Genomic DNA, 24,390 nt, shown 5'->3' on the forward strand with positions numbered 1-24,390 from the left:
TTCCGCTCCCCCGCCGGAAGCGTTTGTGTCGCTCCGTCACCCGAAGCGGCCGATACCCGAAGCGGCCGATTCTCGCCGGTCCGCCGATAGCGCATGGCACAGACATTTGTCATGCCCGCCAGGAAAAGACCGCATGTGGAGGGCGGATCGTCCGACCCGTGGTGCACACTCCTCGCAGACACTGCTTCGTTGAAATGCGTGGGGAGGCGATGGGGTGTTCGCAGGGATCGACGAGGTCGACTGGGCCTCGATGGAGCACGCCTACGGGCCGGCCGGTGATGTGCCTGCGATGCTGCGGGGTCTCGCGTCCACCGATCCGGCGGAGCGCGAGGCGGCGCTGGACGGGATGTACGGGGCGGTTCACCACCAGGGGGACGTCTACGCCTGCACGCTGGCCAGTATTCCGTTCCTCTTCGAGCTGGTCGTGGATCCGGGCATCCAGGACCGGGGCAGCATCGTCGAACTGCTCACCAGCATCGGCGGTATCGATCTGGACGAGGACGACGAGGCCGAGATCGACGAGGACGAGATCGAGGGCGCGGCCAACTACGCGATGGCGGCGACCGCCGTCACGGCGGGCGCCGGGGTCTTCTTCGAGCTGATGGCCGACGAGGACCCGGGGGTACGGCTCAGCGCGCCGCTGGCGCTCGCCGCGCTCCACGGCCATCCGGACAGGGTCCTCGCGTTACTGCGGGAACGTCTGCCGATCGAGCCGGACGAGGAGGTGCGGCTCGCCCTGGTCGAGGCCGCGGGACGGGTCGCCCTGCGCCACCGGCTGCTGGCCGCGGAGGCGGCGGCCTGGCTGAGCCGGCTGACGGGCGAAGGGTTCCCGCCCGGGCTGCGGCTGGCCGCGCTGGCCCAGCTGGCCCGGTGCGCACCGGACGCACTGCCCGGCGATGTCGTACGGGTGGTGACGGGGCTGCTGCGGCAGCTGCGCTCGATACCCGGACGCCGGTCCGGGACGGCCCCCGCCCTCGACGCGCCGGCCGGTGCGGCTGCCGCGGGCGAGACGGTCGCGGCCGTCGACGCCTACCCGGACACCGCCGGGGAGCCGCCCGCCGAGGAGCGGGTCCAGCCGGCGGCCCGGGTGAGCCAGTTGCGGGCGCTGTCCGACGAGGAGGCGCCGGTGCGCACCGGGCCCTGGACGGCGGACCTGCTGCGCACGCTGCACGTGGGGCTCGACGACCGGGTCGCCGAGCGCACGGCGCTGCTGACGGATCAGCTGCGCAGCCCGGACCGCTGCCAGCGGATCGAAGCGCTGCGGATGTGCGGCGGGCTGATCCGGACCTGGCGGGGCTCGTACGAGGAGCTCGTCCGGCTGGTCGGTGAGCAGCTCGCCACCCCCGACCCACGGCTGGCCGAGGCCGCCGCGCACGTGCTGGAGGAGCTCTTCGGGCTCGCCGCGCCCGCCGCGGACGCGCTGGCGGCCCGGGTGGCGGCGGATCCCGGGGCCTGGGTGCGGGACTGGCCGAGCGGGCCGCCGGCGCTGGGCAGTGCGGTGAAGGCGCTGGCCAGGCTGGGCGACGCCCGTGCCGTGCCCGCGCTGGCCGCCGCGCTGGAGCGGCCCGAGGTGCCGCACGACGTGGGGTTCGCGATCGACTGCCTGGGGGCGGCGGCGGCCCCGCTGGCCGGGGCGCTGCGCCGCCGGCTAGGCGAGGTCCCGCTCGACGAGCGGGTGCACGACCGGGCGGGCCCGCTGCTCACCGGCCTGGCCGCGCTGCGGGCGGACGAGGCGCTGCCCGAGGTGCTGCGGGTGCTGCACGGTGCGCCGGAGTACCGGGGCGAGTGGGTGCGTACGGAGGCGCTGCGGGCGCTCGGCTCGTTCGGGCCGGCGGCGCGCGGCGTCCTGCCGGAGCTGCGTGCGCTGCTGCGGAGCCCGGGGGCCACTTCGGCGACCGAGGCCGCGAAGGCCCTGTGGGCGGTCGAGGGGGACGCCGAGGCCGTGCTGCCGGTGCTCATCGAGGGCCTGCGGGCGGAGCGCGCGCACGAGCTGCGGTCCGCGGTCGACGCGCTGGGCCGGCTCGGGGCTCGGGCCTCGGTGGTCGCGCCGAGGCTGCGCGCGCTGCTGGCCCACGACGAGCTGTGGCTGCGGGTGGACGCGGCGATCGCGCTGTGGGAGGTGTCCGGGCGGGCCGACGAGTCCGTGCCGGTGCTCCTGGCGGCCTGGGAGCAGAACCGTCATGTGCGCGTCCGGGTGGCGGAAGGCCTGGCGCGGATGGGTGCCGCTGGTGCAGGGTCGGAAGCGGCACATGTGCTGCTCGCCGAACTCACCTCCGTACGCCGTCACAACGCGATGGACGGCGGGTACGGCAGCCACGACACATACGAGGACGAGAAGCTGCTGGCGCTCTGCCGGCGAGCGCTTCCGGGAAATACGGGGAAGGGACCCGCAACATGATCATTTTCGGTACGCGAGGCTATCTGTACCAATTGGCGATACTGACTCTGGTCTGCGGGTGGTGCGGCAACCCGGCCGCGCACACGCTGCGCAAGAGGGTCACGAAGTTCACGCTGTTCTTCGTGCCGCTCTTCCCGTTCTCGACGAAGTTCGCGACCCAGTGCACGTTCTGCGGCGGTGAGCAGCAGATCCCCAAGGAGCAGGCCGAACAGCTGCTGGCCCAGCACGCGGCCTCGCAGCAGGGCAATCCGTACGGGCAGTCGCAGGGGCAGCCGGGGTACGCGCCGAACGGGCAGGGACAGAACCCGTACCAGAGCTGACCGGAGCCGGCAGGCCTCTTGCCGGTACGAAAAACGTACGCTCTTGCCCGTATTAAATAGGCATTACGGACTTCCTTCCGAATAAGGTCTTGAGACCTGGGCCTCGGGAAGGGAGGGAGTCATGCGTCCGCGTCATGGGGTGCGGTGCCGCACGGCGGCGGCCCTCGGGGCCGTCGCCGGTATGGCGCTGCTGGCCGGCTGCGGCAACGGCGGCGGGCTGCGGAGCGCCGGATCGACCCCGACCGCCGTCGGTCCCGCCCACCTCTGGCCCGAGCTGCCGCCCGCCTCCGCCGCGCCGTACGACTACGGCGAGGGCGAGACCGCGCGCATCCCCGGGATCGAGTTGCCGGACGGCGATGTGCACCGGCTGGATCCGGTGGCGGTGGTGCAGGCCGGCCTGCGGGCCCGGCCCAACCGGTCCAGCGGCACGGCCGACCTGCCCGCCGACACCGTACGGAAGATCAACGCCTGCCGGACCGAACCGGCCGCCTGTCCCGTGCTCCGGCCCTACTACCGCGATCTGACGGGCGACGGCAGGGACGATCTGGTGCTCGGCATCCGGCTGCCCGACCACCAGCTCTCGGTGCGGGTCTACATGCCGGAGGCGGGCGGGCTGACCCGGATCCTGTCGACCTCGGACGCCGTGATCAGCGTCGAGCTGGCCGGACGGGACCTGATCATGCGGGCGCCGTCCGCGATCACCGGGTACGAGTACCGCACCGTCTGGTCCTGGGACGCCCGGCAGCGGGCGATGCTGCCGACGCAGGACGAGATCCAGCGCATCCCGTCGTCCCGGGCGCCGCGCCCGCAGCTCACGACCGCCCCGCCGAGCGCCGCCCCCGTCGCCCCCACCGGCCCCGTCAGCCCTGTCAGCCCCACCGCGACGCCTTCCGACGGTGTCTCCGCGGAGCGCCGGTGAGCCGGCCCGGCGCGGGCGGGCCGCGCACGCGGCGGCGTCGGCGTCGGCTCCGGGTGCCTTCCTGGGCGGCGACGCTCACCTGGAAATCGACCGTCTTCCTCACCGTGATGTGCTGTGCGCTCGCCGCGCTGCTGGGCGCGCTGGTCCACACCGAGGTGACCCGGCAGACCGTCGGCCGGGCCCGCGAGAAGGCCCTGTCCCGGCTGGCGGACGTCACCGTCGCGTACGAGACCGGCGAGGCGCTGCCGCCGGGTGCCGGGATCGATCCCCCGGGACTGCCCGCCGCACTGCGCACCCTGGCCGCCGACGGCGATCGCGGCACGCTCGTCGGTGAGTACGACGGGCGTCCGGCCATGTGGGCGGCGGGCCCGGCGGACGGCCGCGCGCTGGCCACGCAGGTGGACTACACCCAGAGCGCCCGCACCATCGACAGCCTCGACGGGGCGATCCTCGGCTCCTCCCTGCTGGCCATCGGCGCCACCGTGCTGGTCGGTGCCTTCTCGGTCACCCGGGTCACCCGGCGGCTGCACCAGACGGCCCGGGTGGCGCGCCGGATCAGCGCCGGGGACCTGGACGCCCGCGTCGGCGACCCGCGTACGGCGGACCCCTCGCGCCCGCAGGACGAGGTCGCGATCGTCGCCGGGGCACTGGACACGATGGCGTCCACGCTCCAGCGCAAGCTCCAGACCGAGCAGCGCTTCACCGCCGATGTGGCGCACGAGCTCCGCACCCCGCTGACCGGTCTCTCGGCCGCCGCCGAGCTGCTGCCGCCGGGGCGGCCGTCCGAGCTGGTGCGGGACCGGGTCCGGGCGATGCGGGCGCTGACGGAGGATCTGCTGGAGATCTCCCGGCTCGACGCCCGCACGGAAGCCGTCGATCTCGATGTGTACGAACTGGTGCCGCTCGTGGAGCGAGTGGTGCACGCGTCCGGGACGGCCACCGCGATCCGTATCGAACACCCGGAGGGCTCCGCGCACCTGCGCACCGTGACCGACCGGCGGCGCCTGGAACGGGTGCTGGGCAACCTGATCGCCAACGCGCACAGGCACGGCCGGCCCCCGGTGGTGCTGACGGTCGACGGACCGGTGGTGACCGTACGCGATCACGGCCCGGGTTTCCCGGACTACCTGCCCGCCGACGGCCCGCAGCGGTTCCGCACCGAGGCCGGCGGCAAGGGCCACGGCCTCGGGCTGACCATCGCCGCCGGGCAGGCCGCGGTGATCGGCGCCGGCCTGGAGTTCCGCAACGCCCCGGACGGCGGGGCGGTGGCCCGGGTGACACTGCCCGAGTACACCGGACCGGACGACAAAACGCCGGACGACGGGACCAGCACGAAGTCCACACCCCGTCACGAGGAATGACGGCCGGCAGGAGCGCACTGCGACCGCCGCCGCCACCGGGCGGCCGTCCACCACTGCACCTTCGGACATACCTACTACGACATAAGGGAAATACTCACCAGCTCTTGCTACGTTGCCTGGCATGACCGCAACGACGGCGGACGCACCCCCGCCCGATCTACGTCTGCCCAAGCGGCGCGGAGTCGAGCTGCTGCTCCTCATCGGGGCCGTCCTCATCTCCGTCTACGGCTACGCCGCCGTCGGCCTGGCCAAGAGCAACGCGGTCCCGCCCGATGTGGCCGCTTACGGCGCGGGGCTGGGGCTGCTCGCCCTCCTCGCCCATCTCGCGGTCCGCTTCCGTGCCCCGTACGCCGATCCGCTGCTGCTGCCCATCGCCGTACTGCTCAACGGGCTCGGTCTGGTGCTGATCTACCGGCTCGACCTGGAGACGCCGAAGGACCAGGCGGCCCCCACCCAGCTGATCTGGTCCACGCTCGGGGTGGCGCTGTTCATCGCGGTGGTCGTCCTGCTGCGCGACCACCGGGTGCTCCAGCGGTACGCGTACCTCTCGGTCGCCACCGCGCTGGTCCTGATGATCGTGCCGATCTTCTTCCCCGCGGTGAACGGCGCCAAGATCTGGATCCGGGTCGGCGGATTCTCCTTCCAGCCGGGCGAGTTCGCCAAGATCCTGCTCGCGGTGTTCTTCGCCGCGTACCTCGCCGCGAACCGCAACGCGCTCGCCTACACCGGCCGCCAGATCTGGAAGCTCCAGCTCCCCACCGGCCGGGTGCTCGGCCCGATCGTGGCGATCTGGCTGCTGAGCGTCGGCGTGCTGGTCCTGGAACGCGACCTGGGCACCTCTCTGCTCTTCTTCGGCCTCTTCGTGATCATGCTGTACGTGGCCACCGGACGGACCGGGTGGATCGCGGTGGGTCTGCTGCTCGCCGCGGTCGGCGCGTTCGTCGTCGGCTCCTTCGAACCGCATGTGCACAGCCGGGTCCAGGACTGGCTCGACCCGTTCGCCTCCATCGACGCCGGCCAGGGCCCCGGCCAGCTGGCCCAGTCGTTGTTCGCGTTCGCCGCGGGCGGGATGCTGGGCACCGGACTCGGCCTCGGCCACTCCATCCTCATCGGCTTCGCCGCCAAGTCCGACTTCATCCTGGCGACCGCGGGCGAGGAGCTCGGACTGACCGGGCTGACCGCGATCTTCCTGCTGTACGCGCTGCTGGTGGCGCGCGGCTACCGGGCCGGGCTCGCCCTGCGCGACCCCTTCGGGCGGTTGCTCGCGATCGGTCTCGCCTCGATCCTGGCGCTCCAGGTGTTCGTGATCGCGGGCGGGGTGATGGGGCTGATCCCGCTGACCGGCATGGCGATGCCCTTCCTCGCCCAGGGCGGTTCGTCCGTCGTCACCAACTGGATCATCGTGGCGCTGCTGATCCGGGTCAGCGATCAGGCCCGCAGACCTCAGCCCGGCCAGGCGGAGACCGGGGTCATCGCACCGGTCGCGCGGGACGAGCGGTGATCCGCTACATCCGGCGGGCCGCCGGACTCCTTCTGCTGCTGCTCGTGGCGCTGCTGCTGAACGCCGCCCGCATCCAGGTCCTCGACGCCGACAGCCTGGACAACAACCCCGCCAACCGCCGCCTCACCATCGCCCGTTACAACCAGCCGCGCGGCAACATCCTGATCGGCGGCAGGTCCGTGACCGGGTCGAAGAACACCGGCGAACAGCTCAAGTACGAGCGCACCTACGTCAACGGCCCGCTGTACGCGCCGGTGACGGGTTACGCCTCGCAGACGTACGGCACGACCCTGATCGAGAACGCCGAGGACTCCATCCTCTCCGGCACCGACTCGATGCTCGCCCCGTTCCCGCTGTGGAACGAGATCACCCGGAGCCAGCAGCCCGGCGGTGACGTCGTCACGACCATCAAGGACTCGATGCAGCGCGCCGCGTACGAGGGGCTCGGCGGCCGGCGGGGCGCGGTCGCCGCCGTCGAACCGTCCACCGGGAAGATCCTGGCGCTGGTCTCGACCCCCTCGTACGATCCCGGGCAGATCTCGGGCACCGGTTCGTCCGTCACCGACGCCTGGGCGCGGCTGAACTCGGCGAAGAGCCTGCCGATGCTCAACCGGGCGATCCGGCAGACCTATCCGCCGGGCTCCACCTTCAAGATCGTGACCGCGGCGGCGGCGCTCGACGCGAGGGTCGTCACCGATCCGGACGCGGAGACCGGCACCCCGTCCCCGTATGTGCTGCCGGGTACGTCGACCACGCTGCCCAACGAGGCGCGGGGCTGCGAGAACGCCTCGCTCGCCGAGGCGATCCGGGTCTCCTGCAACACCGTGATGGCGGACCTGGGGGTCCGGGTCGGGCTCGACGGCATGGTGGACGCGGTGCGGAAGTTCGGCTTCAACGACACCGGGCTGAGGATCCCCTCGGGGGTGGCGAAGAGCAACTTCGACACCGACATGACCAAGGACCAGCTGGCGCTTTCGTCGATCGGGCAGTTCGACACGACGGCGACCCCGCTCCAGATGGCGATGGTGGCGTCCGCCGTGGCCAACGGCGGTGACCTCAGGTACCCGCACCTGGTCGACCGTACGACCACCCGCAGCGGCTCGACCGTCCACCAGAACGGTTCGCGCACCTACCACCGGGCGATGAACCCGCGCACGGCGATGCAGTTGCGGGAGATGATGGTGGACGTCGTGGACAACGGCACCGGGTCCAACGCCGCGATCGACGGGGTGACGGTCGGCGGCAAGACCGGCACCGCACAGCACGGCGTCGACAACTCGGGCCTGCCGTACGCCTGGTTCATCTCCTGGGCGCAGGCACCGGATTCCGCGCAGCCCGCGGTCGCGGTCGCGGTGGTCGTCGAGGACGCGGCGGCGAACCGGGCGGACATCAGCGGCGGCGGCAGCGCGGCCCCGATCGCCCGTTCCGTCATGGAGGCGGCCCTGCGAGACTGACCGGATGGCTGAAGCGAGTGCGGCGGGCCGGGCGTTGGCGCGCATCGCGCGGGAGGATCCCCGCCTGTGCGCCTTCATCGAGGTGTGGCCCGAGCGGGCGCTCGCCGACGCCGGGCGGGCCGGTGGACTGCCGCTGGCCGGGATGCCGTTCGCGGTCAAGGGTCGTACCGGCATCCGGTCGTACGCGGCCCGGCGGCTGATCGCGGCCGGTGCGGTGCCGGTCGGCGCGACGTCGGTGCCCGGACCCGGCACGCCCTGGCAGACCTGGGGCCTTGGCGCCCACGGCCGTACGGTCAACCCCTGGCGCCCCGACCGCACCCCCGGCGGCTCGTCGGCGGGTTCTGCGGTCGCGGTCGCGGCGGGCCTCGTGGGGCTGGCGACCGGCAGCGACGGGGCGGGTTCGGTGCGGATCCCGGCGGCGTGGTGCGGGGTGTTCGGCCTGAAGACGACGAACGGTCTGCTGCCCTCCCCCGACCGCACCGGGCTGGCCTCCGCCGGGGTGCTGACCCGGTCGGTGGCCGGGGCCCGGACCTATCTGCGCACCGTCCTGGACGTGTACGAGCCGGTGCCGCCCGTCCTCCCCGTACCGGCCGTCTTCAGCCCCGGTCCGGGGTACGCGGATGTCGACCCGGAGGTCGCGGCGGTCGTCCGGGGTGCGGTGGGGCGGCTGGTGGCGGCCGGGGTGGTGCGTCTGGTGGACCGTACGTGCGAGCTGCTCGACCCGTGCGAGGCGTGGTTGTCGGTCCGGGGCGGGTCGCCGTCGCCGCACGCCGAGGAGATCAGGCACGCGAACGACGCGGTGCTGGACGCCCTGTTCGCCCGTACGCCGCTGCTGCTCACGCCGGTCACGCCCAACCGCCCGCACGGTCACGACGGTCCGGGCGAGCTCTACTCGACCGCGCTGACCTGGGCGTTCAACCTGAGCGGCCATCCGGCGGCCAGTGTGCCCGCCGGGTTCACGGCGGACGGCTGCCCGGTCGGGCTCCAGCTGGTCGCGGAGCGCGGGGCCGACGTCCCGCTGCTCGGGGTGGCCGGTGCGGTGGAGGACGTGCTGACCACGAAGGGCTGACCGGGTCGTGCGCGGGCGGCGGGGACCGCCCGGCCTCAGTCCAGTGGTTCGCGGCGCTTCAGCCAGGGCTCGGGCACCCCGTCGACCCCGGTGGCCGCGCCTACGACGCCGCCGGTGATGGCGCAGGTGGTGTCGACGTCGCCGAGGCCCTCGGCCGTCGCCCAGAGCGCCGCCTCCAGGTCGTCCGGGTGCCGGGCCGCCGTCCACAGGGCGAACGGGACGGTGTCGTCGGCGCGGATCCGCTGTCCGTTGCCCAGCAGATCGGCCGCCTTCCACGGCTCGGTGGCGAAGGGTACGTCCACGGCCCGGCGCAGCCCGTCCCGTACGAGCCCTTCCGGGGTCCGGTCGGCGACGGCGGCCAGGGTGAACTCGCCGCGGACCGAGAGCGCCGCCGCGACGGCGACCGCCACCGCGCCCGCGATCCCCTCCGGGTGCGCGTGGGTGACGGCCGCCTGGAGTGCGGCCTGCGCGGCGGCGAGTTCGACGTCCTGGTGGAAGTGGGCGCCGAGCGGTGCGACCCGCATCGCCGCGCCGTTGCCGAGGCTGCCGCCCTCGAAGAGCTCGGGCGCCAGGGTGCGCCAGTCGGCCGGCGAGGTCAGCAGTTCGGGCAGCAGGATGTGCATGCCGTGGCCGTAGCCACGGGCCGGGTCCGCCTCGAAGGCGAGGGCGAAGCAGAGCGCGAGGCGGTCCTGCTCGACCCGGCCGTGCTCCTCGACGACGCGCATCAGGGCCCGAGCCAGCGCGGTGTCGTCGGTCCAGTGCCAGACCGGCTCCTCGGGGGTGCGGCGTGCCTTGATCTCGTTGAACGCCCGGCGGGGCTCGCGGAAGAGCGGGAACCACCGCTCTCCGAACGCGTCGCCCAGGGACAGTCCTTCGAGGCTCCGGCGGGCGGCCGCGGGGCCTGCGGCGGGGTGCGGGGTCGAGGTCGTCATGCCCGACATACTCCCCCGCACGGGCCGATGGCGTACATACGATCGGCCCCCGCGAAGGCGCCGCTTCCGGTCACTCGACGGGGGCGCCCTGGGCTATCGCCTCCTCGACCTCGGCGACCCTGGCCTGTTCCTCCGCCGCGAAGCGGTCCCGGTCCAGCTGTTCGGCTATCTCCTCGTCCTGGGTCATCAGCAGGTCCAGGTTGGAGTCGCCGAGGTCGAAGACGCCCATGTCGACGTAGGCCTTCTGGAGCCGTTCGCCCCACAGGCCGATGTCCTTGACGCACGGCACTATCCGGCTGAACAGCAGCTTCCGGAAGAGCTGGAGGAACTCCGAGTGCTCGGAGAGGTCCTTGGCCTCCTGCTTGGCGATGCCGAAGTTCTCCAGCACCTCGACGCCGCTGAGCCGGTCCCGCATCAGGTAGCAGCCCTCGATGACGAACTCCTCGCGCTCGCGCAGTTCGGCGTCGCTCAGCTGCTTGTAGTAGTCGCGCAGCGCCATCCGCCCGAACGCGACGTGCCGGGCCTCGTCCTGCATGACGTACGCGAGGATCTGCTTGGGCAGCGGCTTGGTCGTGGTGTCGCGGATCATGCCGAACGCGGCCAGCGCGAGGCCCTCGATGAGGACCTGCATGCCGAGGTAGGGCATGTCCCAGCGGGAGTCGCGCAGGGTGTCGCCGAGCAGGCCCTGGAGGTTGTCGTTGATCGGGTAGAGCATCCCGACCTTCTCGTGCAGGAACCGGCCGTATATCTCCGCGTGCCGCGCCTCGTCCATGGTCTGGGTCGCGGAGTAGAACTTCGCGTCCATGTCGGGGACGGACTCCACGATCCGGGCCGCGCAGATCATGGCGCCCTGCTCGCCGTGGAGGAACTGGCTGAACTGCCAGGAGGTGTAGTGCTTGCGCAGCTCGCCCCGGTCCTTCTCGGTCATCTTCGCCCAGTGCGGGGTGCCGTACAGGGTGAGGACCTCGTCGGGGGTGCCGAGCGGGTCGGTGGGGTCGACCTCCAGGGACCAGTCGATGCGCTTGTTGCCGTCCCACTGCTTGTCCTTGCCCTTCTGGTAGAGGGCGAGCAGGCGTTCGCGGCCGTCGTCGTAGTCCCAGCTGAAGCGGGCGGCGCCGGAGGCGGGCACCTGCCACGACGGTGCTGCGGGGGCGGTGGTGTAGAGGTCGTGTGTCGACACGGACGGCTCCTTCGCCTGGCGTGTTCCGGCAATTCCCTTGGTAGTTGCTTCAGTTGGCAGGTTCACACGTTGGTAGACACCGGGTCAACAAGTCGCGCGCAAGGGATTGACGGCCCTGCTGACGAGGAGTCTCATAAGGAGTGACCGCCGGTAACCCATGTGCGAGGTGCCCCCAGCATGACCACAGTGAGCGAACGCGACGTCCAGCTGCTTCGCGACGCACTCGGCCCGCTCCGGAACCGCGAACAGATCGCCGAGCGGCTGCTCGACTCCTCGGCCAAGCACTCCTTCGACCCGGACAAGGAACTCGACTGGGACGCGCCGGTCGAGGACGGCAAGTGGTTCTGGCCGCCCGAGCTGGTATCGCTCTACGACACCCCGCTGTGGCGGAAGATGTCCGAGGAGCAGCGGATGGAGCTGTCCAGGCACGAGGCGGCCTCGCTCGCCTCGCTGGGCATCTGGTTCGAGATCATCCTCATGCAGCTGCTGGTCCGGCACATCTACGACCGGCCGGTGACCAGCAATCACGTCCGCTACGCGCTCACCGAGATCGCCGACGAGTGCCGGCACTCGATGATGTTCGGCCGCATGATCGAGTGGGGCGGGTCGCCCGACTACCCGGTGCCGCGCGTCTATCACAACCTCGCGCGGGTGCTGAAGACCATCTCCACCACTCCTGGTTCGTTCGCCGCGACCCTGCTCGGCGAGGAGATCCTGGACTGGATGCAGCGGCTGACCTTCCCGGACGAGCGCGTCCAGACGCTGGTACGCGGCGTGACCCGCATCCATGTGGTCGAGGAGGCGCGGCACGTCCGCTACGCCCGCGAGGAGCTGCGCCGCCAGATGGTGACCGCCCCGCGCTGGGAGCGCGAGCTGACCCGGGTGAGCTGCGGCGAGGCGGCCCGTGTCTTCTCCGTCTGCTTCATCAACCCCCGGGTGTACGAGAACGTCGGCCTGGACCGCCACGAGGCGGTCGCCCAGGTGAAGGCGAGCGGCCACCGGGCGGAGGTCATGCAGTCGGGCGCGAAGCGGCTGACGGACTTCTTCGACGACATCGGGGTGCTGAACGGGGTGGGACGCAGGCTGTGGAAGAGCTCCGGTCTGCTGGCCTGATCCGGTCCGGTACGAGGGAAAGGGCCTAGGCTTCGGCATATGACCCCTGCTGCCGCCACCGCGCCGCCGGCCCGCGCGTACCGAAGGCTCGGCGTCGAGGAGCGCCGCGCCCAGCTCCTCGGCGCGGCCCTCACCCTCTTCGCCCACCGGGCCCCCGACGAGGTCTCGCTCGACGAGGTCGCGACGGTCGCCGGGGTGTCCCGCCCGCTCGTGTACCGCTACTTCCCGGGCGGGCGGCAGCAGTTGTACGAGGCGGCGCTGAGGTCCGCCGCCGAGCAGCTGATCCTGTGCTTCACCGAGCCGCCGGTGGGTCCGCCCACCGAGCGGGTGACCCGGGTGCTCGACCGCTACCTCGCCTTCGTCGACGAGCACGACACCGGTTTCAGCGCGCTGCTGCGCGGTGGCTGCGTCGTCGAGACCTCCCGTACGTCGGCGATCGTCGACGAGGTACGGCGGGCGGCGGCCGAGCAGATACTGCAGCACCTGGGCAGCGGCGCGGCGGCCGGCCCGAGGCTGCGGATGATGGTGCGCACCTGGATCGCGGCCGTCGAGGCGGCATCGCTGATCTGGCTGGACGAGGGGAAGCAGCCGGCCGCGGCCGAGCTGCGCGACTGGCTGGTCGACCAGTTGATGGTGCTGCTGGCGGCCACTGCGGCGACGGACCCGGAGACCGCGTCGGCGGTGGCGGCGCTGCTGCCGCTGGAGACCGCCGCGGGTCCGGCCGGACGGCTGGCACAGCGGCTGGTGCCGGTCCTCGGCGAGGCGGCCCATCTGCTGCCCGAGGACGGCTGATCGGTCAGACTGGGGCGGTGCGAAGCGAGAACACCGCCTTCACCGGCGGCCCCCTGGACGGCCGGGTACTGCCCGTACTCGTCGGCCCGACCGGCCATCCGCCCAAGTGGTACGAGGTCCCGGTACCGGCCGCCGACGGCGGTCCCGCCACCGTGTACGCGTACCGCAGGGTGCCGGCCGGCCACAGCAAGCGGCTGGGGCTGCCGCGCGGCTGGGTGTACGAGTACGCCCCCGGCGGCCGTGAGCGGCACAGCCCCAAGTGGCCCTGGTCGAAGCCGGACTGAGGGTATGCGGTCCGTCGGGGCACCGGTCGCTCGGTCTAAGATCGACGCTCTGGTGCTCAGGCACGGTCAGCGAGGGGGTGCGCCATGGAGGCGCTGCGTCAGGACGATCCACGCCGCTTCGGCCCGTACACCGTGCTTGCACGGGTACGCGAGACCGCGAGCGCCGTGCAGTACCTAGCGCACGTCGCGGCCTCGCAGGACGCGGTGGTGATCACCGCCGCCCGCCCCGAACTCGCCGCGCTGCCCGCCTTCCGGCGCCGTTTCCAGGCGGAGGCCCGCACCGCGGACCGGCTGACCGGCGGCTGGGTCCAGCCGCAGCTGGGCGGCCCGGAAGATGCCGCGGACGACGCCACGGACGAGGACCTGCTGTGGACGGCGGGACCGTACGTGCCCGCGCTGACGCTCGCCGAGGCGATCGAGGCCACCGGACCGCTTCCCGAACGTGCCGTGCGGATACTGGGCGCGGGCATCGCCGAGACCCTCTCCCGGGTCCACGCCACCGGAGCCGTGCTCCAGGGCCTGGCCCCCCGGACGGTGCTGCTGGCCGGGGACGGGCCGCGCCTCACCGCGTTCGGCCCGCTGGGCGCGGCGGCGGCCGCCGAGGCCCGGTCCGGCGGCCAGTTGTCCGTACGGCTCGGCTATCTGACCCCGGAACAGGTCACGGGCGAGGAGCCCGGACCGGCTTCCGACCTCTTCGTGCTGGGCCTGCTGCTGGCGTACGCGGCGACCGGCACGACCCCGCTCGCCGACGGCCCGGCCGCCGAGGGCGCCGAGCGGATCGCCCGCACCGAACCCGAACTCGGCGCGGTTCCGGAGGAGTTGCGCGACCTGATCGCCCGCTGCCTGGAGAAGGACCCGGCCGACCGGCCGAGCGCCGGGACGGTGGCGGCCGAACTCGCCCTGGAGGGGGCGGCGGGCCTGGCGAAGGGCGGCTGGCTGCCGGAAGCGCTGGCGGCCGCGGTGGCGGAGCAGGGGGCGCGGGCCCGGGAGACGGTCGCGGCCGGCGGACCGGTGGAAGGACCGGCCGAAGGCCTCGTGGACACCCCGGTGGACGCCCCGGTGGACGCCCCGCCCCGCGAGCCGGTGGACACCCCGCCGGGCGCACCGGCCGACGGGGCCGAGGCCGTCGAACCGCTCCCGCTCCCGCTCCCGGACACGCGGACCGCCCAGTTCGGGAACCTCGCGCGCCAGGCCCCCAGGACCGACCGGCCGACGACCCAGCTCTCCGTCCCGCCCGAGCTCACCGGCCGCCCGGCCGACCCGGCCCCGGCGCCCCTCCCCTCCGGACCCGCCGGACCCACCTCGGCTCTCCCCGGCGGGGTGCCCGCCGTGCCCCCGCCGATGGTCGCTCCGGCCCCTCTGCCGATCCCCGCAGGGCGCTCCGCGCTCTCCGCCGCACGACCCGCCTCCCCCGCCGCCGGCCGGCGCACCCTGCTCATCGGGCTCGCCGCCGGGGCCGCCGGACTGGTCGTCGGCGGAGGCGGTGTCCTCGCCCTGGGCGGCGGCGACGGGACGGCCGACGACCCCAAGCCCTCGCCGAGCCACAGCGGTCCCACCGTCGCGGGACTGCCGCCGCAGCCCCGCTGGGTTTACACGCACCCGACGGCGGAACCGGCACCGCTCACCGCCGCCGTCTGGAACGACCGGCTGCTCGTGCTGACCGGCAAGAACGGCGCGACTGCCGTGGACCTGCGCACCGGACGCCGTGCCTGGCAGAACGCGGACGCCGCCGACGGACAAGCCGCCCTCCCCGCCGGCAAGGACCTCTGCTTCGTCGCAGCTCCGTCCGGCTTCCTCTGGCTGTCGCCGAAGGACGGGAAGACCGTGCACCGGGTGGAGCACGCCGCACTGTCCCCCGAGATGCCGAAGCTGTCGGCCCCGGCATTCGTCGGCGCGTCCGGGCCGGTGATCTGGTTCACCGGCTCCGAGACGGTCACCGTCAAGGCCCCGCCGCCGAAGAAGGGCAAGAAGCGCGGCAAGGACAAGCAGGTGATCAGGGCCTATCTCTTCGCGTACGACATCGTGCGGCGTGAGCAGTTGTGGCGGGCCCCGGTGCCGGCCGGACGCGCCCCCGGCACCCCCGTCCACCGGCTGATCGCGGTCGGCCGGAACGACCTGGTGGTACGCCAGAGCCCGGCCACCCTCACCCCCGGCGACGTCCGGGCCGCGAAGGGCAAGGCCGTCTTCCGGAGCTTCGACCGCAAGACCGGCAAGGCGCTGTGGACCAAGCAGTTCGGCACCGTCGCCCCCGACGCGGCGGCCATGGGCGACGACCAGGGCCTCCTGTACGCGGCGGTGGGCGACGATCTCCAGGCGTTCGAGACCCCGGCCGGCAAGCCGAAGTGGACGCTGAACGGCACCAGCGGGACCCCGTACGGCACCCCCGTAGCCACCGGCGCCGTGCTGCACACCACCAACCGCAACCAGGAAGTCGGCGCGGTCGAGCGGGAGACCGGGCGGCTGCGCTGGCGCCGCTCGACGGAGGCCGCGATCGGCACCGCCGCGCCCGCCGTCACCCTCAGCACGACCGGCCGCACGCTGCTGGCCTCGGACGGCTCCCAGGTCACCGCGTTCGCGGCCGAGGACGGCCGGCGGCTGTGGAAGTTCCAGGACATCGGCACCCAGGACCCGAAGGGCCCCACGGTCACCGCCCCGTACCGGGTACTGGCCTCCGGCCGGACCGTCGTCGTACAACGCGACCGGATCTTCTACGCGTTCCCGGTCGCCTAGGGTCTTTCGTTTGGATCAGGCCGGATCAGGGAGCGGGGTCCGATGCCGTGCGTCGCAAGGCGGAGGAGGGAGTCGGATGGGGTCTCCCCTGCTCGAGCGGAGCCGAGAGCTTGGGGAAGGGGCGTCGACGACCGACGACAACGCGGCGAGGCGCGGCACCGGGGCACGCGAGCCCGGCATGATCCAAACGAAAGACCCTGGGCCGCCCTGTGGGGCGTCCGGGCGAACCCGGCCACCGCCACGCCACGCAGTTCTTGCATCTCCCGGCGCCGAGTGAACATATTGTCCCGTTGCGCTCACTTATGGGGTAGTCCCATGGTCGCCCCGTCATCGGAGGTGATGTCGTGTCGGGCGGAGTCCTGCGTACGGTCTGTACCGCGGCCGTGGCCGCAGTCGTCGCGGCCTCGCCGGCGGCCGCCGCGGCCCCGGCGCCGGGCCCGGCCGCGGGTGCGAACAGGAGCGTCGCGCAGCTCCTGTCCGAGCTGCGGAAGCTGTACCAGCAGGCCGAGGAGGCCACCGAGACGTACAACGGGACCAACGCGGAGCTGAAGAAGCGCGCGGCGCAGGCCAAGAAGCTCGACGCCGAGCTCGTCGCCGCCCGGACCGCGCTGGCCGACAGCCAGGACGAGGCCGGGCAGCTGGCCCGGGAGCAGTATCAGGGGCGGTCCGACCTCTCCGCGTACATGCGGCTCCTGCTGTCCCGGGATCCCGAACACCTGCTGGACCAGGAACATGTGATCCGGCGTGCGGCGACCGCACGGGCGGCGACGGTGAAGCGGCTCACCGGGGCCGAGAAGCGTGCCGACGAACTGGCCACCGAGTCCCGCAAGGTGCTCGACCGGCAGCAGGTCCTGGCCGCGAAGCAGAAGAAGCAGCGGGACACGGTCCGGGCGCGACTGAAGGCCGTCGAATCGATGCTGGCCAAGCTCTCCGGCTCGCAGCTCACCGAGGTGTCCCGGCTCGAACAGCGGAACGTGGAGAAGGCGCAGGGCGCCCTGGCCGCCTCGGGGGCCCTGTCCTCGACCCGGCCGCCGTCCGAAGCGGGCGGGGAGGCGGTCAAGTACGCGATCGCGCAGGTCGGCAAGCCGTACGTGTGGGGCGGGGAGGGGCCCGACTCGTTCGACTGCTCGGGGCTCACCTCGCGGGCCTGGGCGAAGGCCGGCCAGGTCATTCCGCGGACCTCGCAGGAGCAGTGGCGGCAGCTGCGGAAGGTGCCGGTGAACGCGCTGCGCCCCGGTGACCTGGTGATCTACTTCCCGAAGGCCACCCATGTGGCGCTGTACATCGGCAACGGCCTGGTGGTGCAGGCGCCCCGGCCGGGCTCGAAGGTGAAGGTCTCGCCAGTCGCGTCGAATCCGCTGCTCGGCGCCGTACGGCCCGATCCGCGGAACGCGGCGCTGTCCTCGTACAAGCCGCCGCAGCTCCCGCAGGGAGCCTCGGCGGGCTCGGACGCGGGATACAGCTCCTCGTCGGCCCCCTCGGCCTCCGGGAAGTAGGCGGCAAGCCGCGGTCAGGAGTGGCCTCGGCGCTCCCGTGCCCGGTCGGTCACGAGGTGGCGATCGTCTCCGCTCGCGGAAAACCTGGCGGCAGAACGATCGGCCCGCGCCGCACGGGGTTCGGCAGCGGCTGCACCGTCAGGGAGTGCACGGTACGGAATGTCGTGCCGAGCTGGTCCTTCACCTCGACGACCTTGTGCTCGGCCCGTTCGATCTCGTCCCACGGCAGTGCCAGCGCCTGTCCGGCGCCCGCCACGCAGTACACCAGTCCGGCGTCGTACACGGCGATCCACTGTGCCGGACGGGGCGGGCCCGGCTTCTGCCTCACGGCGGTCCACACCAGCATCAGGGTGAGGACGTAGCCGAAGGAGAAGGCGAAGACGAGGGGCGCTATGAGGTCGTCCCGGGCGGCGACCAGCCCCCAGGTGGTGAGGCCGCCGAGCAGGATGGCGAAGAGCCCGGTGACCAGCGCCCGTCCCCAGGAGCCGGGGTGTTCCCGGGCGCCGGCCGCGTGCCGGGGCGAGCCCCAGTCGCGGGCGCGGGCGACCGAACGCATCGTCTCCGCCGTACTGTCGTCGGGAACGCTGACCTCCTGCATGCCGCCCACCTCGGCTGTGATCGTCCTGGCCATGTCGGAGCGGTGATATTACCGGGATGGCCGCACAGCGCCGGGCGATTCCGTGACAGCCGGTCGGCCGCATCGACGGCCGGGCCGTCCGAGGACCGTCCGAGGACGGCCCACGGACGGCGGCGTCGACCAACGTCGACCGCTGCCCGGCAGGTCGGGCGCTTACGCCGCGCCGGAGACCTCGGCGAGGTACGCGTTCGTCTTCTCCGGGTCGAAGAAGAAGTTCTCGAAGTCCGCCGGGTTGTTGAAGCCGTTGGCGAAGCGGTCGGCGACCGGCTGGAGCTGGCCGGCGGCGCCGATCAGGTTCAGCACGTGCTCCGGCGGAACGCCGAGCATGGCGTTGGTCCACTTCGTGACGTGCTGGGCGGTCTCCCAGTAGCGGTCGAAGGTGGCCTGCATCCAGTCCGCGTCGAACTCCCGGTCACCGTGCTCGATGATCGAGTCCAGGTACGCGTTGGCGCACTTGGAGGCCGAGTTGGAGCCCTGGCCGGTGATCGGGTCGTTGGCGACGACGACGTCCGCGACGCCGAGGACCAGACCGCCGCTGGGCAGCCGGCCGATCGGCTTGCGGACGGTCGGCGCGTAGCGGCCCGCCAGGGTGCCATTGGCGTCGGTCAGTTCGACCTTGGTGGCACGGGCGTACTCCCACGGCGTGAACCGCTCCATGAGCTCCAGCGACTTCGCCAGGTGCTCGGAGGGGTCCTTGATGCCCTGGAAGACGTCGAGCGGGCCGCCCGGGACGCCCTCCCAGAACAGGATGTCGGCACGGCCGGACGTGGTCAGGGTCGGCATCACGAAGAGCTCGCCGACGCCGGGGACCAGGTTGCAGCGGACCGCGTCGAAGTCGGGGTGCTCCGGGCGCGGGCCCATGCCGTGGACGTACGCGACGGCCAGGGCGCGCTGCGGGGCGTCGAACGGCGAACGGGAGGCGTCCCGGCCGAACATGGAGACCAGCTCGCCCTTGCCCGCGGAGACCATCACCAGGTCGTAGGTGCGGGAGAAGTAGTCCAGGTCCGAGACCGCCGCGCCGTGGATGACGAGCTGTCCGCCGCGCTGGGCGAACGTCTCCATCCAGCCGGCCATCTTCACGCGCTGGTCGACGGACTGGGCGAAGCCGTCCAGCTTGCCGACCCAGTCGACGGCGCGCGAGGAGTCCGGCGCCGCGACGGAGACGCCGAGGCCCTCGATGCGCGGGGCCTGGGACTCCCAGAAGTTGAGCTGGTAGTCACGCTCGTGCTGGAGCGCGGTGTGGAACATGCACTGCGTCGACATGACCCGGCCGGAGCGGACCTCGTCGGCGGTGCGGTTGGACATCAGGGTGACTTCGTACCCCTTGGACTGCAGTCCGAGGGCCAGCTGGAGCCCGGACTGGCCGGCTCCGACTATGAGTATCTTCCGCATCGCGGTTCTCCGTTGTATGTGGCTAGGTCGGGTCGTCGGACTGCCGTCGTCGCCCGAAGGGCAGCCGCGCGGCATGCGGTGCCTGCGATCGCAAGGCGCCGGAAGGTCCTCGGACGGGTCTCCCCTGCTCGAACGCAGTTGAGAACTCGGGGAAGGAGCTACTGGGGCATTTCGGCAACGTCGCCAGCGTGCGTGCCGGGCGCCGCGCGGCAGACGGCAGTCTGACGACCCGGCCTAGGCGGGGGTGGCGTCCAGGGCGTGGCCGACCAGGGCCAGCAACGACTCGACGACGGTGATCCTGTTGCGCGCGTCCATGATCACAACAGGTACGTGCGAGGGGACGGTCAGGGCCTCCCGGACATCTTCGGCCTCGAATCCGGGCGTTCCCTCGAAGTGGTTGACGGCCACGATGTACGGCAGCCCGCAGCTCTCGAAGTAGTCGAGTGCGGGGAAGCAGTCGGCGAGCCGGCGGGTGTCGGCCATCACCACGGCGCCGATCGCGCCGCGCACCAGGTCGTCCCACATGAACCAGAAGCGCTGCTGGCCCGGTGTGCCGAACACGTACAGCACGAGGTCGTCGTCGAGCGTGAGCCGGCCGAAGTCCATCGCGACGGTCGTGGTGACCTTGTCGGGCGTCGCGGAGAGATCGTCGGTCTCCTCGCTGGCCTGGGTCATCATCGCTTCGGTCTTCAGCGGGGTGATCTCGGAGACCGACCCGACGAAGGTCGTCTTGCCCACGCCGAAGCCTCCCGCGACCACGATCTTCGTGGCGATGGGAGCCCTGGTGTGATCCAGCTGCCAGGCCTGGAGCGATTCCTCGGCCTGGTCCTTGGCGCCCGGCTGACGCGGGGCGAAGAGCGGCGACTCAGAGACGGCGGAGTCCATTGAGCACCCTTTCGAGCAGTGCGCGGTCGGGCTGGCCGGTGCCGTGACCGGTCCCGTACACGCGGATCTTTCCTTGATCGGCCAAGTCGCTGAGCAGTACCCGGACCACGCCGAGCGGCATCTTCAACAGGGCCGAGATCTCCGCGACGGTACGCATCCGGCGGCAGATTTCGACGATGGCCTGGAGCTCCGGCATGATGCGGCCCAGGTTGCCGTTGGTCAGCTCGCGGCGTTCCTCGGGCGCTTCGAGCGCGGCGACGAACGTCTCGACGAGCAGGACGTGGCCGAACCGGGTGCGTCCGCCGGTGAGCGAGTACGGACGGACCCGTGCGGGCCTTCGGTCGGCCCCGCGGACGGGGAGCCTGCGGGCGGTTTCAGCAGCGGGCTTCACTGGGTGCTCTCCATCGATTTGCGCAGTTCACTGCGGAGTTCGGGGGTGAGTACGTGTCCGGCCCGGCCGACGAAGAGCGCCATGTGGTAGGCGATGACGCTCATGTCGCAGTCCGGGGTGGCGTGCACGCCGAGGAGCGAGCCGTCGCTGATCGACATGACGAAGACGCTGCCTTCGTCCATGGCGACCATCGTCTGCTTGACGCCGCCGCCGTCCATCAGCTTGGCGGCGCCGATGGTGAGGCTGCCGATGCCGGAGACGATCGTCGCCAGGTCGGCGCTGGAGCCCCTGGGGCCGCCCTGGCTGCCGGTCCGGGCGATCAGATGGCCGGGGTCGGAGGAGAGCAGCATCAGTCCGTCGGACGAGACGACGGTGACCGAGTGGACCCCTGGCACCTCCTCCACGAGATTGCTCAGCAACCAGTGAAGGTTACGGGCCTCGGTACTCAGCCCGAATGTGCTGGGCGCAGTCAACTGCGTGCCTCCTCGACTGTGTCCCCCGTCTCGTCCGTCCGATCGGTCCGGCCGCCATGGAGGCCGGCCGCCTCACTGTGTTCGGTCTGTGCGGGGCGTGCACGGGGTACCGCGGCTCCCGGGAACGTGCCGGTGGCCGTGCTCTCGGCGATCTCCACCTCGACGTCCCGGCGGCCGTCCTTCGCGCCCTGGTGGAAGCCGCCGAGTCGACGGCGCAGCGCCTCCTTGTCCAGGCTGCCCTTGCGCTCGGCGGTGGGTGCCGTGGTGGGCTTGACGACCTTGGGGGTGCGCTTGGGCAGCCCCTTGTCGGTGATGCGTTCGGCGGGCTGCTGGGGCTGGAACTGCTGCTCCGGCTGCCGGGGGCCGGGCAGGGCGTCGGCCACGGGGGCGTGCACCGGGGCGGCGGGGGGCGGCTCCGGGGCGCCGTCCGCGGTGCGCTCGTGGTGGTCGGGGCCGATGGCGTACGGGTCGGGGGCCTGGGCCCGGGGGGCGTCCGCGGACTCCGGCACCACCGGGAGCCGGACCTGCATCGTGACCTCGGCCTCCGTCTCGGCCGGGGCCTGCGCCCGGGCCGGGGCGGGCTCGGGGGCGACGGCGGGCTCGGGAGCGGCGGGGGCCGGTTCGGCCTCCGCCTCGCGGATCGTCTGCTCGGCGGCGGCGATCAGCGGGTCGTCGGGCAGCGCGAGGGTACGGCTCGGCAGCGCGTTGGAGTTGGCCTCGGCGACCGACCCCGGCAGGTTCAGCGCGGGGGCGTCCCCGGGGACCTTCACCGGCGGCGGGGTGGCGACCGGGGGCGCCTTCGGCAGCAGGGCCTGCGGCAGCACGACGACCGCCGTGACCCCGCTGCCCTTGTGCTCGCGCAGCTGGACCCGGACGCCGTGGCGCGCGGCCAGCAGGGAGGTGACCTGGAGGCCCAGGCCCGCTCCGTCCGCGCCCTGGTCCCCCACCTCGAAGAGCTTGGGGTCGGCGAGGCGGGTGTTGAGCTCGCCCATCCGTACGGTCGACATCCCGATGCCCTCGTCCTGGACGGAGAGCATCACCTCGCCGCTCTCCAGCAGCCAGCCCGAGAGCTGGACGTGGGAGTCGGGCGGTGAGAAGGAGGTGGCGTTCTCCAGGAGTTCGGCGACCAGGTGGCTGAGGTCGTCGGCGGCGAAGCCGGCGATCTGGGCGTGCGGCGGCAGGGACTGGATGGTGACCCGCTCGTACCGCTCGATCTCCGACACGGCCGCGCGCAACACGTCGACCAGCGGGATCGGCCCCGCGTGCCCGTGGCCGTGCTCGGCGCCCGCGAGGACCAGCATGTTCTCGCTGTGCCTGCGCATGACGGTGGCCATGTGGTCGAGCTTGAAGAGGGTGGCGAGCCGCTCCGGGTCGTGCTCGCGCTCCTCCAGGCTCTCGATGACCCCGAGCTGGCGCTCGACGAGGCCGAGGGTGCGCAGCGAGAGGTTGACGAAGGTGTGGTGGACCGTGTTCTTCAGCCGCTCCAGCTGGGCGGTGAGGTCGGAGGCCAGGACCTGGAGCTCGGCGCGCTGGAGGGTGAGGGCCTCGCGCCCGGCGAGCAGCTCGCCGTGCTCGGCCCGGAGGGTCTCGTAACGGCCGTTGAACTCGGTCAGGAGCCCCTGGAGCCTGCCGTGCAGGCTGTTGAGGGACCGTACGACCTGGGCGAACTCGTCGTTGCGGCCGGTGTAGCGGATCGGCTCGGCGGTGTCGGGCTCGGTGGCGAGGCGGGCGGCGCCGATCCGCAGCACGGCGAGCGGCTGCGTGAGGGTGCGGGCCACCGCGGTGGAGACGCCGACGGCGATCAGCAGGCAGCCGCCGAGCAGCGCGATGCGCAGTTCGAGCGCGGTGACGTCGTCGTCGCGCAGCTGCTCCAGGCGCTGGATCTGTTCGGTGCCGAGGGCGGATTCGACGCTCCGCATCCGGTCGATCCGCGCGGAGAGCGCCGCGTCGGCCTTCTTGCTGCTGGTCCGCTGGTCGGAGTCGGACAGCTCGGGGCGGTCGGTGAGGGTGTTGAGGTACTTCTCCGCGCTGTTGACCTCGGGCCCGGTGACGGTGGACGACAGCTTGTCGCGGGCGGTGGAGCCGGCGGCCTGGTCGAAGTCGGCGAGGGCGGCGAGCTCGCGGACCCGGGTCTGCTGGGCGGCGGCGCTCAGCTCGTCACGGGTGCGGTCGTCCTTGTCGCTGCCGCCGTCCTGGGGCGGCACCGGCAGTCCGGTCACCGGGTCGAGCTGCGGGACGGTGACCTTGCGGGGTACCGAGAGCGCGGCGATCAGCAGCCCGCGGGTGGCGGAGGCCTGCTCGGTGGCCTGGCCGAGGGCGAGCGGGGCGCGGGTGGCCTCGGCCGCGCGCGGCGGGGTCTTCTCGGCGAGTTCGTCCGCGAGCGCGTGGAGCTTGGCGATGACCTCGGAGTAGGCCTGGTGGGCCTCCAGTGCCGTGCCCTTGCCGCTGAGCGCGTCGCGGCGCAGGGACGGGATGGTGGAGAGGTCCCGGCGCAGTGCGGCCGGGGCCGTGGGCCGGATCTCGTCGACCTGCTGGTCGACGCGGGCGCTCCGGCTGCGGGAGTCGCCCTTGCCGCCGGACGCCTCGTCACTTCCGGACGCGATCCGGGCGGTGACCTCGTCGCGCTCGTCCGCGAGTGCGTGGGCGAGGGCGATGGCCTGCTGGTTCAGCTCGGCGAGGGTGACCAGCCGCTGCGATTCGTTCAGTTCGGAGGAGGCGGCGAGGATCGCGGGGGTGCCCGCGGCGATGACCGTGATGCCGACCACCGCGACACCGGCGACCAGCCGGCTACGCACCCGCACGGGGCGCCGGGTGCTCCCGCTCTCGGCAGGTGCCGGTGGCGTCACCCCGGAACCGCTCTGCTTGCCGCCCTTGCTCCGAGGCCGCTTCTTCTGCACCGGTGCTCGCAATCTTGACTCGTCCGCCCTTGAAGCAGAGGTGACGCACGGTCACATGTAACGAGCGCCCCGACCCCTGGTACGGCTTCTGACCATTCCAGTGCTTTTGAGAGGGGGGCGTGCATCAACCACTCCGCCACCTGAACGAGTGAACATCACTCCAGAG

The 24,390-nt window shown here is 72.5% G+C and carries 20 protein-coding genes; 12 read left to right on the forward strand and 8 right to left on the reverse strand.

The window, feature by feature from the left end; all coding sequences use genetic code 11:
• Positions 1-214 precede the first annotated feature (214 nt).
• The 7 genes from OG842_RS12680 to OG842_RS12710 all read left to right on the forward strand — a co-directional run bounded on the left by OG842_RS12680 (position 215) and on the right by OG842_RS12710 (position 9,022).
• Complete coding sequence (locus tag OG842_RS12680) at positions 215-2,398, forward strand: HEAT repeat domain-containing protein (RefSeq protein WP_328512214.1); 2,184 nt, start codon at positions 215-217, stop codon at positions 2,396-2,398.
• Positions 2,395-2,718 carry a zinc-ribbon domain-containing protein gene (locus tag OG842_RS12685; protein WP_266729706.1) on the forward strand — a complete coding sequence of 108 codons (324 nt, stop codon included), beginning with the start codon at positions 2,395-2,397 and terminating at the stop codon, positions 2,716-2,718. The genes OG842_RS12680 and OG842_RS12685 overlap by 4 nt, the downstream gene beginning before the upstream one ends.
• A 121-nt stretch (positions 2,719-2,839) precedes the next feature.
• Positions 2,840-3,637: a hypothetical protein gene (locus OG842_RS12690; protein ID WP_328512215.1), complete on the forward strand. Its 798-nt coding sequence runs from the start codon at positions 2,840-2,842 to the stop codon at positions 3,635-3,637.
• Positions 3,634-4,998 (forward strand): HAMP domain-containing sensor histidine kinase, encoded by a 1,365-nt coding sequence (locus tag OG842_RS12695; protein ID WP_328512216.1) that lies wholly within the window; start codon positions 3,634-3,636, stop codon positions 4,996-4,998. Before OG842_RS12690 ends, OG842_RS12695 begins: the two co-directional genes overlap by 4 nt.
• A 121-nt stretch (positions 4,999-5,119) precedes the next feature.
• The gene (locus OG842_RS12700) at positions 5,120-6,499 is read left to right on the forward strand and encodes an FtsW/RodA/SpoVE family cell cycle protein (RefSeq protein ID WP_266729709.1); all 1,380 of its coding nucleotides are present in this window, start codon (positions 5,120-5,122) and stop codon (positions 6,497-6,499) included.
• Complete coding sequence (locus OG842_RS12705) at positions 6,496-7,953, forward strand: peptidoglycan D,D-transpeptidase FtsI family protein (RefSeq protein ID WP_266729710.1); 1,458 nt, start codon at positions 6,496-6,498, stop codon at positions 7,951-7,953. Before OG842_RS12700 ends, OG842_RS12705 begins: the two co-directional genes overlap by 4 nt.
• Before the next feature lie 4 nt (positions 7,954-7,957).
• On the forward strand, positions 7,958-9,022 hold the full coding sequence (locus tag OG842_RS12710; protein WP_266729711.1) for an amidase family protein: 1,065 nt from the start codon (positions 7,958-7,960) through the stop codon (positions 9,020-9,022).
• 35 nt (positions 9,023-9,057) lie between these two features.
• Here OG842_RS12710 and OG842_RS12715 read toward each other — a convergent pair whose 3' ends face one another.
• Both OG842_RS12715 and OG842_RS12720 read right to left on the reverse strand, forming a co-directional pair.
• A complete protein-coding gene (locus OG842_RS12715; protein WP_266729712.1) occupies positions 9,058-9,954 on the reverse strand; it encodes an ADP-ribosylglycohydrolase family protein in 897 nt (298 codons plus the stop codon).
• 70 nt (positions 9,955-10,024) lie between these two features.
• A complete protein-coding gene (locus tag OG842_RS12720; protein ID WP_266729713.1) occupies positions 10,025-11,134 on the reverse strand; it encodes a ferritin-like domain-containing protein in 1,110 nt (369 codons plus the stop codon).
• 177 nt (positions 11,135-11,311) lie between these two features.
• Between OG842_RS12720 and OG842_RS12725 the strand changes: the two genes are divergently transcribed.
• The 5 genes from OG842_RS12725 to OG842_RS12745 all read left to right on the forward strand — a co-directional run bounded on the left by OG842_RS12725 (position 11,312) and on the right by OG842_RS12745 (position 17,549).
• Positions 11,312-12,247 carry an AurF N-oxygenase family protein gene (locus OG842_RS12725; protein WP_266729714.1) on the forward strand — a complete coding sequence of 312 codons (936 nt, stop codon included), beginning with the start codon at positions 11,312-11,314 and terminating at the stop codon, positions 12,245-12,247.
• A 39-nt stretch (positions 12,248-12,286) separates the two neighbouring features.
• Complete coding sequence (locus OG842_RS12730) at positions 12,287-13,039, forward strand: TetR/AcrR family transcriptional regulator (RefSeq protein WP_266729715.1); 753 nt, start codon at positions 12,287-12,289, stop codon at positions 13,037-13,039.
• A 17-nt stretch (positions 13,040-13,056) separates the two neighbouring features.
• Positions 13,057-13,323 (forward strand): hypothetical protein, encoded by a 267-nt coding sequence (locus OG842_RS12735; protein WP_189542227.1) that lies wholly within the window; start codon positions 13,057-13,059, stop codon positions 13,321-13,323.
• An 84-nt stretch (positions 13,324-13,407) separates the two neighbouring features.
• Entirely contained in the window at positions 13,408-16,053 is a 2,646-nt protein-coding gene (locus tag OG842_RS12740) for an outer membrane protein assembly factor BamB family protein (RefSeq protein WP_266729716.1), read from the forward strand.
• Positions 16,054-16,397: 344 nt separating this feature from the next.
• Positions 16,398-17,549: a C40 family peptidase gene (locus OG842_RS12745; protein ID WP_266729717.1), complete on the forward strand. Its 1,152-nt coding sequence runs from the start codon at positions 16,398-16,400 to the stop codon at positions 17,547-17,549.
• A gap of 49 nt (positions 17,550-17,598) precedes the next feature.
• Here the strand turns inward: OG842_RS12745 and OG842_RS12750 are convergent, their stop codons facing one another.
• The 6 genes from OG842_RS12750 to OG842_RS12775 form a co-directional block, all read right to left on the reverse strand.
• The gene (locus OG842_RS12750; protein WP_266729718.1) at positions 17,599-18,180 is read right to left on the reverse strand and encodes a hypothetical protein; all 582 of its coding nucleotides are present in this window, start codon (positions 18,178-18,180) and stop codon (positions 17,599-17,601) included.
• Between the two features lie 159 nt (positions 18,181-18,339).
• Positions 18,340-19,578 carry a styrene monooxygenase/indole monooxygenase family protein gene (locus tag OG842_RS12755; RefSeq protein WP_266729719.1) on the reverse strand — a complete coding sequence of 413 codons (1,239 nt, stop codon included), beginning with the start codon at positions 19,576-19,578 and terminating at the stop codon, positions 18,340-18,342.
• Positions 19,579-19,812: 234 nt separating this feature from the next.
• Positions 19,813-20,463 carry a GTP-binding protein gene (locus tag OG842_RS12760; RefSeq protein ID WP_266729720.1) on the reverse strand — a complete coding sequence of 217 codons (651 nt, stop codon included), beginning with the start codon at positions 20,461-20,463 and terminating at the stop codon, positions 19,813-19,815.
• Positions 20,444-20,854 (reverse strand): DUF742 domain-containing protein, encoded by a 411-nt coding sequence (locus OG842_RS12765; RefSeq protein ID WP_266729721.1) that lies wholly within the window; start codon positions 20,852-20,854, stop codon positions 20,444-20,446. The genes OG842_RS12760 and OG842_RS12765 overlap by 20 nt, the downstream gene beginning before the upstream one ends.
• Entirely contained in the window at positions 20,851-21,327 is a 477-nt protein-coding gene (locus tag OG842_RS12770) for a roadblock/LC7 domain-containing protein (protein WP_266729722.1), read from the reverse strand. Before OG842_RS12770 ends, OG842_RS12765 begins: the two co-directional genes overlap by 4 nt.
• Complete coding sequence (locus OG842_RS12775; RefSeq protein WP_266729723.1) at positions 21,324-24,224, reverse strand: sensor histidine kinase; 2,901 nt, start codon at positions 24,222-24,224, stop codon at positions 21,324-21,326. The genes OG842_RS12770 and OG842_RS12775 overlap by 4 nt, the downstream gene beginning before the upstream one ends.
• Positions 24,225-24,390 lie beyond the last annotated feature (166 nt).

It is taken from the genome of Streptomyces sp. NBC_00376 (assembly GCF_036077095.1).
Taxonomy (GTDB): domain Bacteria; phylum Actinomycetota; class Actinomycetes; order Streptomycetales; family Streptomycetaceae; genus Streptomyces.